The following is a 14,795-nucleotide window of genomic DNA, read 5'->3' as shown; positions in this document are numbered from 1 at the left end:
AATTTGAAAAACGATACAAAAATAAGTGGTAAACTACTTGACATAAATACTCACAGAAAGGTAGCAAAGGTCGGTATGGGCGTTACTTTAGCGACAGTTTGCTTAACGGCACTTTGCATGAATAGCAGAGGTATGAAAAAATTACACACAGTTTCAGGCATTGCATTTACTTCCTTTGCTCTTTATCATGCTGGGCTTTATGACAATGGAATCTTTAAAAAAATGATAATAAAAGCAAAAAATGAGGCAAAAAAGGCATAAAATGATACTTAGCGACGCAGAAATTCTAAGCTATATAAACGAAGATATACCTTACTTTGATCTTACTACGTCGCTTCAAAATATCGATAAAAAAGCCTCACTTGAAATTTATTCACGCGATGAAATTTGTGTTAGCTGCGTTGATGTGGCCGCAAGTGTTGCAAGGCTACTTGGGTGTGAGAGTGAAATTTTTCTGCAAAATTCTCAAATTTGCAAGGCTGGCGATGTGATCATAAAAATTTATGGCAGCTACGAAGATGTGCATAAAGCTTGGAAACTAGCTCAAGTCGCACTAGAATATGCCAGTGCCATCGCAACTTATACAAATAAAATGGTAAATGCCACAAAGTACGTCAATGAAAAATGTGAAGTGTTGGCAACTAGAAAGAGTTTTCCGTTTGCTAAGAAATTTTGCGTAAAAGCCGTACTTGAAGGCGGTGGTGGCATCCATAGGCTTGGGCTTAGCGATAGTATTTTATTTTTTAAAAACCACATGAAAGCCTACGGTAGCTTTGATAAATTTTTATCGCATTTGCCAGAGTTTAAAGCAAAAATGGCTGAGCGAAAAGTATGCATTGAAGCTGAAAATTTAGACGAAGTAAGCAAGCTTTTAAAAGCAAATTGCGACGTCGTGCAGTGCGATAAATTTAGTCCAGAGCTCATCGAAAATGTACTCTCTTTAAGAGATGAGATTTCGCCAAATACCATTATCCTAGCAGCCGGTGGTATAAATTTATCAAATGCAAAAGATTACGCAAATGCCGATGCGATAGTAACATCAGCGATGTATTCAAAAGGCGTTGCTGATATCAGCACCAGACTTGAGATTTTATAAATTTTTACAATGACCGATACAGCAAAACATCTATCAAAGTTAAAAATTTACAGAAAATGCATTTTGGCTCTGGAATTTGAACGATACGCAACAAAAAATTAACATTTTTTATTTCAAATTTATTTCATAGCTACAAGCAAAAATACAAACTAATAAAGTTAAATTTTCTAATTTGTTTTCTCTAAAAAATAAGGACACTCATATCTTGCTTTACACCACGTGCATAAATTCAATTAAATTTTAAAATTTACAAACAAGTATATCATGCTTTTAAATTCAGTAACAAACGATAACGAGTGAGTAAAATTTAGAATTTGCCTAGAAATTTTCAAATTCCAGGCAAATTTCACTCAAATTTACTCTCTCACGACGTGTAAAAACTGCATGTGTTTGCGGTATTGCTCGATGACGTCATTTATCAGCGTGGCTTCGCTCCAGCCAAGCACGTCGTAGTCCTGACCGCCCTCTTTTAGATAGACTTCAGCTCTATAGTAAAGATCATCGCCGTCAAGCTCTCTGGTGTAGTCTGGGCTCTGGCTTTTGGTGAGATAGACGCCATATCTAAAGTCCATCTCATCGCCAAGACCAACGTTTAAATTTACAAAATTTTCGCCATTTGTGACCTTTGCTTCAAGGCCGTTTTTAGCAAATTCCTCTTTTAGCTCGTTAAACGCTTTTAGCACGACTTCGTTTAAAAATTTCTTGCCATCTTTCTTGCCTGGAAGCGTGATGATCGCACTTAGGCGCTCTTGCCATGGCTTTGAAAGATCGCTAAGAGGCATGTTACTAAAATTATTTGTCTCTTTTTTGGTTAGATCCACACGTAGCGCCTTAAATAGCCCATAAATAGCGCCAAGTAGCACGATCGCAAATGGCAGTGCTGTGGTGATAGTAAGCGCTTGAAGTGAGGCAAGTCCGCCAGCTAGCATCAAAAATGCCGCTACGATGCCCACTGCAACGCCCCAAAAGACCTTTTGCCAAACCGGCGTATCGTCCTTACCGTTTGAGCAAAGCATGTTTATAACTATCGCCGCTGAGTCGGCCGAAGTGACGAAAAATATGACGATCATAAAAACCGCGATCGTGCTTAGCACGCCTGAGAAGCTAAATTTTTCTAAAAACATAAAGAGCGCCGAGGCCGAGTCAGAATTTACCGTGCTGGCAAGCTCGCTAAAGCCGCCTTGTACCAAGGCAATCGCCGAGTTGCCAAAAAAGCTCATCCAAGCAAATGTAAAGCCCGTCGGCACCAGAAGCACGCCGATCACAAATTCTCTTATCGTCCTACCCTTTGAAATTTTAGCTATAAATAGCCCCACAAACGGCGACCAAGATAGCCACCAAGCCCAGTATAGCAGCGTCCAGCCGCCAAGCCAGCTCTCGTTTTGCCTCTCGTAGGCGTAGAGATTAAATGTGTTTGAGATGAGCGTCGATACGTAGTCGCCGCTGTTTTGCACAAACGACTTTAAAAGCTGCGTCGTATCGCCTAAAAATAGTATCAAAAACATAAAACATATGGCTAGCGCGATGTTTGAGTTTGATAAAATTTTAATCCCTTTATCTACGCCGCTAGCCGCTGATATGGTCGCTGCAAAACAAAGCACTATTAGAAGCGTAATATGCATGGTCGGCAGGCCAAAAACGTGCGTAAGGCCGGCATTTACCTGAAGTACGCCGTATCCTAGCGATGTCGCCACGCCAAATAGCGTCGCCACGACGGCAAATGTGTCGATGGCGCTACCTATCTTGCCGTAAATTTTATCGCCGATTATCGGATAAAACGCCGATCTAAGCGTGAGCGGCAAGCCGTGTCTATACGAGAAAAAGGCAAGAATTAACGCCACGATAGCATAGACCGACCATGCGCCCATACCCCAGTGAAAGAAGGTGATATTCATCGCAAGCTTTTGCGCTGCGATAGTTTGCGCGTCGCCGACCGGCGGGTTTAGATAGTGCATGAGTGGCTCGGCCACGCCAAAAAACACAAGCCCGATGCCCATGCCGGCGGCAAAAAGCATAGAAAACCACGAGATATTTTTGTGCTCCGGCTTTACGTGATCGGCTCCTAGCTTGATCTCACCAAGCTTGCTAAAGCCAAGGATGATGATGCTTAGAAGTATGACGGCGACGGCCAGGATGTAAAACCAGCCAAATTTGGCCGCGATGTAGTTTTGCATGCCTTTAAAAAACTCATTTGAGAATTTTGGAAATATCGCTGCAAATGCCGTTATTAAAAATATGACAACAAGCGATGGGATAAATACCGAATTGTTAAATTTTGACCTTTGAAATTTAAACATTTTTCTCCTTTTTGTAAATTTCAGCTTCCTTCCAAACTAACAAAAAAGAGTAAATAGGTCAAATTTTCTCTTTAAAGTTTTTATGAAATTTTAAGCTTTAGCCACCAAAAATAGCCACTTTGAAATTTATCTCAAGTCGCTTTTATCTCTCTTTGGTTTTGCAAGAGTTGTTAGCACTATGACGACAAAAGCGATGCAAAATGTGATATACAAAATGATCTTTGGCGAGTCATACTCTATCCTAGATCTTGCGACCTCTTCGCCGCTTGCCTCCACTAGCTCGCCACGCTTTATCATATCGCTGATATCTTTTGCGCTAAGCTCTTTAGACGGCCTTGTTAAAATTTCTATGGCGCTAGGACCCGCCACCTCATAAACGCTATGTTTTATACCATAAAATGGCTTTATCTTACTAAAAAAATAAAGCTTATCGCCGTTTGCATATACTGCGCCATACTCGCCATCTTTTACCAGCCCTATCTCACGCCAAGAGCTACTTGGGGCAAATTTATATAAAGAGACTGTTTGCGCCACTAAGTGTCTGCCGTGCTTTGAGCGCTGCCACTCTTCACCTTGCTGCAAGAAATATGCTGAATTTTCATCTACAAAAACGTCAGCATAGAGCCTTTTTAGCTCTCCTTTTAGCTGGTAGTCTGAAATTTTAGTTTGTTCGTTTTTACTACCATCCCAAAAGTAAATTCCATCTTTGCTGGCAAAAAGTGGCCAAAAAGAGTGCACGTTATCCACGCTATAAATGGCGCTATAAGGCATATTTTGAGCGCTAAATTTGAGCTCATTTGCAAACACCGCCCCACTTTTTGGCTCAAAAAGATATTCTATATCGTGCTTAGCATCGTAGCATATCCGGCGCGTCTCATCTGAGTAGCTTGCATCAAGCCTATAAAAGCCCATAAACAAGCTTTTGCCATCTGTGTAATATCCGCTAGCAGCGCCATTTTCTGTCGTGATGTATCTTAGCTCGCTAGGATCTGCGTCAAGCTTTTCGCCCTTATAGTAAAGCGTAGCTCCGTCTCTTGCAAAGCCAGTGTCAAAGATAGGCTCTAAATTTGTGCTTTCAACCCTTTTTGTCCTGTAAAAATAAGGGCTATCATCGTAGCTTTTTATAAAGGCGTGAGCGACACTTTTCATAATGGCACTAAATTCGCTAAATCCTGGCTCTTTCTCGCTTCTAGTAGCGCAATAATAGCTTATCTTGCCATCACTTATGTAGCCATTGCCAAGCACTTTGGCACTTTTTGGATCAAGTCCTGGCAAAATTTCTCTAGCGCAATATACACTATTTTTATCAGCCGCTACGTTTGAGTAGTCGTATGCGTGTTTTAGCTTTAAGACCATAAAACTAGCCTCATCGACGCCTTTTAGCTCATACTTGCCACTACCTGAAATTTGAACGTAAATTTTACCCTCAGGCGAGCGGTAAAACTCGCTATTATCAATGTTTGCAAAGCCTCTTTGATACTCGCCCTCATGCCATAGATAAAGCATCGCCAAAACATAAAATAGCGTCAAGATAACTAAAAAATAAACAAATCTAATAGTAATTTTTCTCATTATCTATAGTCATCCACCCTTTTTTTAAGCCCACTTTTTTGCTTTTTGTTTTTAAAAATAGCGCCAACCACCGAGACTATAAATGCAATGGCTAAAAATATCCAGTAGGCATATTTTTGCGAGTAATCATCAAAGTCGCTTATCGCATCGATCACCACCTCGCCTTCAGTCGGCGTCATAGCGCCTTGATCTACCATTTTTACTATCTCATCTAGTTTTAAATTCTTAACATTTGGACCATAAGGACGAGTGAGGATTTCAACCACACCAAGGTCGTTTATATCATAAACGCTGCTGTTAAAATGCCAGCCGTAGCCGACGTTATCAAAATAATATGTCTTATCGCCGTTTGCATAGACCGCTCCGTAGCCATCGTTTCTTACAAAGCCGATCTTTCGCCATTGCTCTTTTGTATCAAGCCTTACGATACACGTGTGGCGTGAGCTTAGGCTGTGGTCATTTTTCGTGTTGTGCCAAATTTCATAGGTTTTTAGAAAATATGTCTTGCCATCACTTATCACCACGTCGCCATATAGCGGCGTTATTTCGCCTTTAAAAGGATCGTCGCCATCTCTTACAAACTCGCCCTCATCTATGCTGTTATACCACTGCCACTTTCGCTCCCAGTGATAGATCCCACCTTTGCCACGAAAGAGCGCATGATAGGAGTGCTCATCTTTTAGGTTAAAAAGTGGCTCGTATGGGGCAAATTGTGGGTCAAATTCGTGATCGTTTGCATAAACCATGCCAGAATTTGGCTCATAAAGATAGTGAATGCGCCATATCTCACCGATATCACGCATTTGCGGGCTAAATTTGATCCCTAGTTTTGTGCTGTCATAATAGACATTTTCTCCGTCAGTCGTAAAATGCACGCTCTTTCTGCCAGATACCTGCTCGATATATCGCATTTTGCTGGCATTTGCGCCATCTAGCTCTTTACCCTCATGATAGACCTTTACTCCGTCACTCGCGTAGCCAAAGCCCAAGATCGCTGCTAAATTTGCGTTATCAACCTGCCTAAATTTATAGATATGAGTTTGCGCTTTTGGGGTGTTAAACATTTTGTGCGAGAAGATGTCCCAAAACTCTTTAAGTGCGGAAATTTCGAGGTTCGTCTCGCTTACGCTATCGCAAAAATATGTTATCTTGCCATCACCAAAATAGCCATTGCCAAGCGCTCTAACGCCATTTGGATCAAGCCCGCTCATCACGAGGTTGCCGCAATATACCGCCTCATCGCTAGCGCCAACGTTTCTATTGTCGTATTTGCCAGTATCAATGTATCTAAATTTGCTGGCCCTCACGCCTATTAGCTCAAATTTACCCCCACTTGGCACCATGGCATAGACCTTGTCATCTTTGACGTAAAAAAAGCTATTATTTAACTCTTTACTATCGCCAATGTCGTCATCTAAAATAGAAACTAACCCAAAGATAAAAAAATAGACAGCAAAAAATATCACAACAATGGCGATCACTACAGAGATTAGCGGATGTTTTTTTAGCATTTTAGCCTCGTTTCAAACAAATTTAGCGACCTCATCAAGCCGCAAACCTTTCATACATTTAAATTTCAAAGTTCTATCCAAATATAAAATATCTAAAAATCAAAAACTGATAATATACTACTCTGACTACTGTATTTAATAGCCAAACAGTATATAACGCTAAAATAGCTCCAATAATACTAAAATTCTTTAAAACCCCATAATAAATCACCATCAACAAAAAAAGAGAAAAGCAAAAAAACATAATCATAAAAAATAAATTTTTAATCCTTGCAAAAAGCCCTGACTCTTCGCTGTTTTTTGCGATGAGCCAAATGGTTTCCATTTTATTTAAAAATCCAACCTTTTTATATTTTATCCGGACTAGGTCGCCCACTTCATATTTATATATTTTAGGCGAAAATGTCTCACTAAACCTCATCTTATCAACGATAATGCTAAGGCTTACAACAGAATTTTGCCTAACAACTCTCGTATTTAGCGCGCTTATCCTACCGATCTTTTTCAAGCTACTCTAGCTCCTCAGCGATCTCTAAAACTTCAAAATACTCATTTTCTAGGCATTCAAGCTGGGCTTTTGCACTTTCTAGCTCTTCATAAAGCTTAGTTAGCCCCACTTCTTGATAAATTTTTGGATCACTAAGCCCCTCATTTAGATCGGCCACTCTTGCTTCAAGGGCTGAAATTTTATCTGGATATGTGTTTAAAATTTGCGTTTGTTTGTAGCTTAGTTTTGCGCCGGTTTTGCTCTTTTGCTTGGCTTCGTTTTGGCTATTTGCTAGCTCTTTTTCAAATTTATCAAGCTCTTTCATCTCATCTTCAAGCTCCAAATAGACGCTATACTCCTCATGCAAGACATTTATCTTTGTGCCCTCAAACGCCCAAAGCTTATTTGCCATCTTATCGACAAAATATCTATCGTGGCTAACTAGCAAGATAGCCCCCTCAAAGCTTTGCAAGTAGTCTTCTAAAATGTTGATAGTTGCGATGTCAAGGTCGTTTGTCGGCTCGTCAAGCACCAGCACATCGTAAGTTTTAGTAAAAAGCATCGCAAGCGCGACGCGGTTTTTCTCGCCGCCACTTAAAACGCCTATCTTTTTATCTAGAAATTCCTTTGGAAAGAGGAAATTTTTAAGATAGCCATAGACGTGCATATTTCGCCCACGCACCAGCACGTGATCGCCGCCGTTTGGGCAAAATGTCTCTATAAGGCTCTTGTCATCATCAAGAACATTTCTAGCTTGATCAAAGTAGCCAATACTTACCTCGCCTCTTTTTATCTCGCCGCTACTTGGCTTTTCAAGCCCTAGCAAAATTTTAAGCAGCGTGCTTTTGCCACTGCCGTTACGCCCCACAATGGCGATCCTCTCGCCCTGCAAGACCCTTGCGTCAAATTTTTCAAAAAGCACCTTGCCGTCTATACTTTTGCTTAAATTTTTAAACTCAAAGAGCATTTTTTTGCGGTTTTGGCTCTGCACTTGGTTGAAATTTTTACTCGCACGCTCTAGCTCAAGCCTCACGCGCCTTATCACGCCTGGGTTTTTCTTAGCCTCCTCGCGCATAGCAAGCACCCGCTCTTTTCTGCCCTCATTTCGCTTTAGCCTAGCTTTTACGCCACGCCTTAGCCACTCCTCTTCAGCCTTTAGCTGTTTTAGCAGCGTCTCATGCGACTTTGCAAGGCTTGCCAAAATCTCCTCTTTTTTGGTTAGATAGTTTGCATATCCGCCCTCAAAATTTTTTAAGCTTGCATCCTCGACCTCAACGCACCTAGTAGCGAGCGCATCGATAAAATACCTATCGTGGCTTATAAAAACTATGCTTTGATTTGAGCTCTTTAGCATATCTTCAAGAAATTTGACCATGTAAACATCAAGGTGGTTTGTCGGCTCATCAAGTAGCAGCACATCAGGCTTTTTAAGGATGAGCGCACCCAGTGCCACGCGTCTGATCTCGCCGCCACTTAGCGAGCAAATGGGTCTATTTTCATACTCTTTTAGCTTAAATTCTTGCAAAATTCGCTCGATCTTGTGCTCGATATTCCAGCCGTCCTTTGCCTCTATAAACTTTAAAAGCCTCTCTTGCTCTTTTAAAATTTCTTTGTTTTCTGGGTCGTTTGCTAGCAGGACGCCACTCTTTTCATATTCGCTTATCGCGTCAAATATCTCTTTTAGCTCGTTATTTAGCGCCTGCCTTACGGTAAAAGTTGCGTTAAAATTTGGAGTTTGTGCTAGCATCTCGACGCTTATTAAGCTCTGCACTATGCGCCTACCACTATCTACTGCCACCTCACCAGAGATGATCTTCATAAGCGTGCTTTTACCGCTGCCATTTTTACCGATGATCGCTATTTTTTCATTTTCATTTACACTAAAATTTACAGCGTTTAAAATTTCATTTGCGCCAAATTTTTTACTTACGTCTATCAGGTCGATTAATGCCATTTTTCTCTCATTTTTTAAATTTCTCGCGATTATATCAAAAGGGAGCTAAAACCTAATTTTGGCTATAATCGCCAAAATTTTAAAATAATTAAGGAAAATTTAATGAACTTATCTATGAGAAAACTCGTAGTTCCGATATTTTTGGATATGTTTTTACACTTCATTACGCTTATTATCAACACCTACATGGTGACAAAAGTGAGTGTGCATTTAGTTGGTGCAATGGGTGCTGGCAATCAAGTGATGGATCTTTTTATGACTATTTTTAACTTCCTAAGCATTGGCTGTTCAGTCGTCGTCGCCCAAGCGCTGGGAGCTAAAAAGAACGATCTTGCTTCAAACGTCATACACGCAAGTATCACGTCAAATACGCTCTTTGGTATCTTCTCAGCTATCGTTATCTATGTCTTTGGCTACAACATCTTAAATTTACTAAACGTGCCAAAAGAGCTTATAAATGATAGCTTCTTATATCTTCATATCCTTGGCTTTGCCCTACTTTTTGACGGCATCGGTATGGTACTAGCTGCAGTACTTCGTGTTTATAACCTAGCAACTGCTGTTATGCTAACTTCGGTTTTAATGAACATAATTACGATTTTAGGCAACGCTATCTCCCTTTTTGGCTGGTTTGATCTGCCAAATTTAGGCTTACAAGGAGTCGCTCTCTCGACACTTGTTGGCAGACTGGTAGGCATTTTTGTGCTAGCTTATATGCTAAGTCAAAAGGCAAAAGTTAAAATTTACTTTAAAAAGCTACTTGTCGTACCATTTGAAATTTTAAAGAAAATTCTCTCAATTGGCCTTCCAAGCGCAGGCGAAAATTTACTCTGGATGGCGCAATACATGGTCGCTTTTGGCTTTGTGGCAAGCATGGGCGAGGCTAGCCTTAGCGTGCAGACTATTTACTTTCAGATCACGCTTCTTATCTTGCTTTGTGGAGCGAGCATTAGCGTGGCAAACGAGGTCATAGTTGGGCATTTAGTTGGAGCAAGCGAGTTTAACGAGGCCTATACAAGGACATTTAGGGCGCTAAGACTTGGAGTTTTTATCACACTCGTAGTCGTGCTTATAGCTTATGCACTAAAGCATCAAATCATGGACGCACTAAATTTAAACGAAAATTTACGTGCGATTATGTTGCCACTTTTTACACTTTCGATATTTCTTGAAGCTGGCAGAACCTTTAACATCGTCATCGTAAATGCCCTTCGTGCAAGTGGTGATGCAAAATTTCCTCTTGCGACTGGCCTTATCTTTATGTGGGGGCTTTCGCTGCCACTTGGATATTTTTTAGGTATCTATCTTGGCTGGGGAATTATCGGCGTTTGGATAGGGTTTTGTGCTGATGAATGGCTAAGGGGCCTTGCAAATACGTGGCGTTGGAGAAGCAAAAAATGGCAAGAAAAACGCCTAGTTTAAAGCAAAAGAGCATAAATTTAGACTTTTATGGGCTAAGCGTTTTAATAAATTTTAAAACAAATGTAAAATCCATGCGTCTAAGAGTTGGCAAGGACGCTAAGATCACGCTATCTGTGCCATTTTACAGCACGCAAAAGATGGCTCTTAGCTTTCTTGAGATGCATAAAATTTGGCTTGAAAATACTTACAAAAAAGCTCTTGCAAATTTACCAAAAGATGATGAGATAAAATTTCTTGGGCAAATTTATAAGATAAAATTTGATGAAAATTTTAAAGAGCCATTTTTTGATGGCGAGTTTGTCTTTACTCCAAATTTAAAAAGCCTTGAGCGTTTTAAAAAAACAAGAGCAAAAGAGCTATTTTTAGAGCTTGTAAGCCATTTTCAGCCTTTTATAAATAAGCCAATCAAGCGCATCGTCATACGAAATAGCAAAACTCGCTGGGGCAGTTGCAACCACAAAAAAGGCTATATAAATCTAAGCCTAAGACTCATAGAAAAACCACTCTCAGCCGTGCACTACGTCGTTCTTCACGAACTAACACACCTACTCTATCCACATCATCAAAAAAGTTTTTACGATTTTATAGAAAAAATCATGCCTGATTATAAAAAACAAGAGCAAATTTTAAAAGCGTAATTATTTTTCATCAAGTAAGTGTAAATTTAATATGATAAAATTGCGAGAAATTTTACAAAAGGAAATTTAAATGAAAAAAATGATTCTTGTTTCGCTTTTAGCTGCTTGTGCTTTCGCAGGCGATTTTGAAGATGGCTTAAAAGCGTATGCTGGTTCAAATTTTAAAGAAGCTTTGGCTAAATTTGAAGCAGGATGTTTGGCAAATGACGTAAAATCTTGCGTAAAAGTTGGAGCGATTTACCAACTAGGAAAAACAGCTCTGCCTAATCCAAGCAAGGCCTTGGAGTACTATAATAAAGCTTGCGAAGCTAGCGAGGTTGAAGGTTGCTCGGCAGCTGGTGGATTTTATCTAAATACTGAGCCACAAAAAGCAAGAGAACTTTTTAACAAAGCTTGTGATAAGAATGATGGATATTCTTGTGAGATGGTAGGTTCTATCTTGATAGAAGCTAAAGAATTTAAAAAAGCTTATGAATTTTTAGTAAAAGGCTGCGAATTAGGCGATAAGATGTCTTGCGAATTTGCAGGCGATCTAAGACGCTCAAAACAACTATAATTTTTAGGCTTACGAGCCTAAAAATTTCTTATTTAATTTATTACACCAATATCCTTAAACAAAAAATCCAAAAAAACACTCATTTTAAATAGAAATTACTCAAAGTATAAAGGTGGCTCTAAAAATTTATATTAGAAATTTAGGCAAGAGTGCTCTTGCCTAAGATTAGATTATTTTTATTTGATCAAGTGGTTTGTCTTTAATGCCCCATTGAGTCATAAAAACAAATCCATAAAGTACAGCAGCTACGATATAAGCAGTGTATTCGTTTGGTATAAGATTAAATTTCGCACATATATTTGGTACAAGAGCTAGTGGCACAACAGGGATCAAAAGAATACGCTCCCAAATTCTAAGTTTTGTGACATAGTAGCCTTGAAGTAAGCTTGAAAATGCAAACATTCCTACGATCGCCATACCAAAGACAAGTAAAATTTCAAGCGGATTACTCATCCAGACTATTCCTTTTGAATCAAGCGGATCGCCCTCGTTTACGCTTTCTATTAGCATAAGTTTATTGTTAAAGAAAAAAGCAAATGGCAAGATTGCCGTTCTTAGATCGTAAAAGAATCCTTGAACGCCAACGGTTATAGGATTTGCTTTGGCGATACCAGCTGCTGCATAAGCTGCGATACCAACTGGTGGCGTATCATCAGCTAAAATTCCAAAGTAAAAGACAAAAAGATGCACAGCGATAGCAGGGATTAAAAAGCCATTTTTATGCGCTAAAAATAAAATAACAGGTGCCACAAGACTTGAAACTACGATGTAGTTTGCCGTCGTTGGAAGACCCATTCCTAGTATAAGTGACATCATCGCAGTAAGAAGCAATATCATAACTATATTATCACCAGCAAGTAGCTCGACTAGATCTGAAAGTACTTGGCCAAGGCCAGTTAGAGAGATAGAGCCCACGATGATACCTGCAAGCGCGGTTGCAATGGCGATCGTTGTCATACTTTTTGCAGCTGCAACCATCGCCCAAAATATATCTTCAAAGCCTATTAACACATCATTTATTCCAACTTTTTCGCCACTTGCTAGTTTTTTAACTGGCTCTTGAAAGATCATTATTAAAAATAAAAATCCAATCGCATTAAACGCTGCGGCGATGGCTGACTCTTTTGCGATTAATAGTGTATAAAGTAAAATCAAAATCGGAGTTATATAGTGAAGTCCGCTTACAAAAATTTTAAACCTTGAGTGAAACTCGCTTTGATTTATACCTTTTAAGCCAAGCTTCACACTCTCTAAATGAACGATAAAAAATAGTGACAAATAACAAGCAAACGCTGGGATAACCGCTGCCATCATGACATTTGTATATGTCATGCCCAAAAACTCAGCGATGATAAAAGCAGCCGCACCCATGATCGGAGGCATGAGCTGACCATTTACACCAGCTGCAACCTCGATGGCTCCAGCTTTTGTGCGTGAAAGACCGGCTTTTTTCATAAGTGGTATGGTAAATGTACCAACTGTTACAACATTTGCTGTGGAGCTGCCTGAAACCATGCCAGTTAGACCACTTGCGATGACCGAGGCCTTAGCTGGACCGCCTCTATATTTGCCAAGAAGAGAAAAAGCTAAATTTATGAAATATTGCCCAGCACCTGCCCTCTCAAGCAATGAGCCAAAAAGAACAAAAAGATAGATAAAACTAACGCTAACTCCGATAGGCACACCAAAGACACCCTCAGTTGTCAAAAACATATGACCTGCTATCTTTTCAAAGCTGGCACCTTGATGAGCGATGATATCTGGCATATAAGGGCCAAAGTGATCATATATCAAAAATAATATACAAATAATTGGAAGTGCTGGCCCCATTACGCGCCTGCCAGCCTCAAGCAAGACAATGATCGCTAAAAACGATATGACGATATCTTGCGTGATGTAGTCCCCTGTCCTATCAGCTAGTTCATAAAAATAAACCGCCGGATAAAGCACAGCAACAACGCCTACCACACAAAAGACCAGATCGTAAAATGGCAAACTAGAATGTGCTTTTTTATGAAAAGTGACTGGATAAAGCAAAAATACAAGACCAACCGCAAAGGCTAAGTGTATCGAGCGCGAAATGTTTGTATTTAGCGGAAAATAAGCTATATAAAGCTGAAAAACTGACCAAGAAAAGCATACGATCGCAATGAAATAGTTGTAAAAATTGCTATTTATCTCCCTTGTTTTTACTTCGACAAATTGTTCTTCGTTGTCTTTGACTTCGTTCATCTCTCTCCTTTAAAATTTAAATATATAAATTCAAAAGAATTTGTATATTTAAATTTTATCCAGAGGCAAAAGCCTCTGGAAATGGATTATTTTAAAATACCAGCCTCTTTAAATGCAGCCTCTGCAGCTGGGTGAAGCGGAGCTGAAAGACCTTGAACAAGATCTTCTTTGTTTACTGATTTTAGCGCTGGGTGAAGAGTTTTGTACTCATCAAAATTATCTAAAATAGCTTTTATCACAGCTTTTACAGCCTCATCTTTTGTGTCTTTATTGGTTACTAAAACAGCTTTTACACCGATAGTATTTACATCATGATCAACGCCATCATATGAGCCTTTCGGGATCACGCCTTTTGCAAAGTATGGCTTCTCTTTAAGAAGATTATCGATCTCGCTACCTTCGATATTTAGGATATCGATCGGCAAAGATGTCGCAGCATCAGTGATGTTTGCAGTTGGGTGGCCGACGACAAAACTGTATCCGTCTATCTTTTTATCTTTTAGTGCGTGTGGGCATTCACCAACTGTTAAAACGCCGCGGTATCCTAGTTTTGAAACGTCAAAGCCTTTTGCTTTAAAGACTTCAAGCGTACTTACTTCATTGCCGCTGCCTGGGTTTCCGACATTGTATTTTTTGCCTGCAAATGAAGCAAGATCGCTTGTTAGACCACTATCTTTTGCTACAACAAATGCAAGAAGTTCTGGATAGATAGCAACTACTGAGCGTAAATTTTCATCTTTTGCTCCGTCAAATTTGCCAGTGCCGTTATATTTATCATAGACAACGTCACTTTGAACAAAGCCAAATGTAAGCTCTTTTTTCAAAACGTTATTTACGTTATAGACTGAGCCGCCAGTTGATTGGACTGAGCATTTTACATTAATATTTTTGTTTGCTAAACGGCAAATCGCTCCACCTATCGGATAATAAGTGCCTGTCATACCGCCAGTACCGATACTGATAAATTCTTTTGCTGAAAGAGTTGTTGCTAAAAGCAAGCCAGCAAGTGCCAAAGAAGTAGTTTTCATCT

12 protein-coding genes are annotated in these 14,795 nt (G+C 39.7%); 5 read left to right on the top strand and 7 right to left on the bottom strand.

Going from position 1 to position 14,795, the window contains the following annotated elements:
* Nucleotides 1-3 precede the first annotated feature (3 nt).
* Together A3223_RS09350 and modD are read left to right on the top strand one after the other, a co-directional pair.
* Nucleotides 4-261: a helicase gene (locus A3223_RS09350; RefSeq protein WP_141081812.1), complete on the top strand. Its 258-nt coding sequence runs from the start codon at nucleotides 4-6 to the stop codon at nucleotides 259-261.
* A 1-nt stretch (nucleotide 262) separates the two neighbouring features.
* Entirely contained in the window at nucleotides 263-1,096 is an 834-nt protein-coding gene (modD, locus tag A3223_RS09345; protein WP_084110077.1) for a ModD protein, read from the top strand.
* Nucleotides 1,097-1,452: 356 nt separating this feature from the next.
* Here the strand turns inward: modD and A3223_RS09340 are convergent, their stop codons facing one another.
* The 5 genes from A3223_RS09340 to abc-f all read right to left on the bottom strand — a co-directional run bounded on the left by A3223_RS09340 (nucleotide 1,453) and on the right by abc-f (nucleotide 8,917).
* On the bottom strand, nucleotides 1,453-3,393 hold the full coding sequence (locus A3223_RS09340; protein ID WP_084110076.1) for a BCCT family transporter: 1,941 nt from the start codon (nucleotides 3,391-3,393) through the stop codon (nucleotides 1,453-1,455).
* A 126-nt stretch (nucleotides 3,394-3,519) separates the two neighbouring features.
* Nucleotides 3,520-4,965, bottom strand: coding sequence for a DKNYY domain-containing protein (locus A3223_RS09335; RefSeq protein WP_084110075.1), 1,446 nt, complete (start codon nucleotides 4,963-4,965; stop codon nucleotides 3,520-3,522).
* The gene (locus A3223_RS09330; RefSeq protein ID WP_084110074.1) at nucleotides 4,965-6,476 is read right to left on the bottom strand and encodes a DKNYY domain-containing protein; all 1,512 of its coding nucleotides are present in this window, start codon (nucleotides 6,474-6,476) and stop codon (nucleotides 4,965-4,967) included. Before A3223_RS09330 ends, A3223_RS09335 begins: the two co-directional genes overlap by 1 nt.
* 73 nt (nucleotides 6,477-6,549) lie before the next feature.
* On the bottom strand, nucleotides 6,550-6,984 hold the full coding sequence (locus A3223_RS09325) for a hypothetical protein (protein WP_084110073.1): 435 nt from the start codon (nucleotides 6,982-6,984) through the stop codon (nucleotides 6,550-6,552).
* A gap of 1 nt (nucleotide 6,985) precedes the next feature.
* Complete coding sequence (gene abc-f / locus A3223_RS09320; protein WP_084110072.1) at nucleotides 6,986-8,917, bottom strand: ribosomal protection-like ABC-F family protein; 1,932 nt, start codon at nucleotides 8,915-8,917, stop codon at nucleotides 6,986-6,988.
* Nucleotides 8,918-9,019: 102 nt separating this feature from the next.
* Here abc-f and A3223_RS09315 point away from each other — a divergent pair, with 102 nt between their 5' ends.
* From A3223_RS09315 to A3223_RS09305, 3 genes are all read left to right on the top strand, one after another.
* The gene (locus A3223_RS09315) at nucleotides 9,020-10,339 is read left to right on the top strand and encodes an MATE family efflux transporter (RefSeq protein ID WP_084110071.1); all 1,320 of its coding nucleotides are present in this window, start codon (nucleotides 9,020-9,022) and stop codon (nucleotides 10,337-10,339) included.
* Nucleotides 10,315-10,977 (top strand): M48 family metallopeptidase, encoded by a 663-nt coding sequence (locus A3223_RS09310; protein WP_180378728.1) that lies wholly within the window; start codon nucleotides 10,315-10,317, stop codon nucleotides 10,975-10,977. Before A3223_RS09315 ends, A3223_RS09310 begins: the two co-directional genes overlap by 25 nt.
* Nucleotides 10,978-11,047: 70 nt before the next feature.
* On the top strand, nucleotides 11,048-11,533 hold the full coding sequence (locus A3223_RS09305) for a tetratricopeptide repeat protein (RefSeq protein WP_084110069.1): 486 nt from the start codon (nucleotides 11,048-11,050) through the stop codon (nucleotides 11,531-11,533).
* A 165-nt stretch (nucleotides 11,534-11,698) separates the two neighbouring features.
* Here A3223_RS09305 and A3223_RS09300 read toward each other — a convergent pair whose 3' ends face one another.
* Together A3223_RS09300 and A3223_RS09295 are read right to left on the bottom strand one after the other, a co-directional pair.
* Nucleotides 11,699-13,765 carry a TRAP transporter permease gene (locus tag A3223_RS09300; RefSeq protein ID WP_084110068.1) on the bottom strand — a complete coding sequence of 689 codons (2,067 nt, stop codon included), beginning with the start codon at nucleotides 13,763-13,765 and terminating at the stop codon, nucleotides 11,699-11,701.
* An 86-nt stretch (nucleotides 13,766-13,851) separates the two neighbouring features.
* On the bottom strand, nucleotides 13,852-14,793 hold the full coding sequence (locus A3223_RS09295) for a TAXI family TRAP transporter solute-binding subunit (RefSeq protein WP_084110067.1): 942 nt from the start codon (nucleotides 14,791-14,793) through the stop codon (nucleotides 13,852-13,854).
* Nucleotides 14,794-14,795: the final 2 nt, after the last annotated feature.

The organism is Campylobacter concisus (genome assembly GCF_002092855.1).
GTDB classification, from domain to species: Bacteria; Campylobacterota; Campylobacteria; order Campylobacterales; family Campylobacteraceae; genus Campylobacter_A; species Campylobacter_A concisus_AI.
The sequence above is the reverse complement of the archived record's forward strand: the minus strand, read 5'-3'. Positions and strand labels throughout refer to the sequence as shown.

What these genes read in the sequence shown, in the direction of transcription:
- modD (WP_084110077.1), top strand. Translation starts at nt 263, where the DNA reads ATGATACTTAGCGACGCAGAAATTCTAAGCTATATAAACGAAGATATA.
- A3223_RS09340 (WP_084110076.1), bottom strand. Translation starts at nt 3,393, where the DNA reads ATGTTTAAATTTCAAAGGTCAAAATTTAACAATTCGGTATTTATCCCA.
- A3223_RS09335 (WP_084110075.1), bottom strand. Translation starts at nt 4,965, where the DNA reads ATGAGAAAAATTACTATTAGATTTGTTTATTTTTTAGTTATCTTGACG.
- A3223_RS09330 (WP_084110074.1), bottom strand. Translation starts at nt 6,476, where the DNA reads ATGCTAAAAAAACATCCGCTAATCTCTGTAGTGATCGCCATTGTTGTG.
- abc-f (WP_084110072.1), bottom strand. Translation starts at nt 8,917, where the DNA reads ATGGCATTAATCGACCTGATAGACGTAAGTAAAAAATTTGGCGCAAAT.
- A3223_RS09315 (WP_084110071.1), top strand. Translation starts at nt 9,020, where the DNA reads ATGAACTTATCTATGAGAAAACTCGTAGTTCCGATATTTTTGGATATG.
- A3223_RS09310 (WP_180378728.1), top strand. Translation starts at nt 10,315, where the DNA reads ATGGCAAGAAAAACGCCTAGTTTAAAGCAAAAGAGCATAAATTTAGAC.
- A3223_RS09305 (WP_084110069.1), top strand. Translation starts at nt 11,048, where the DNA reads ATGAAAAAAATGATTCTTGTTTCGCTTTTAGCTGCTTGTGCTTTCGCA.
- A3223_RS09300 (WP_084110068.1), bottom strand. Translation starts at nt 13,765, where the DNA reads ATGAACGAAGTCAAAGACAACGAAGAACAATTTGTCGAAGTAAAAACA.
- A3223_RS09295 (WP_084110067.1), bottom strand. Translation starts at nt 14,793, where the DNA reads ATGAAAACTACTTCTTTGGCACTTGCTGGCTTGCTTTTAGCAACAACT.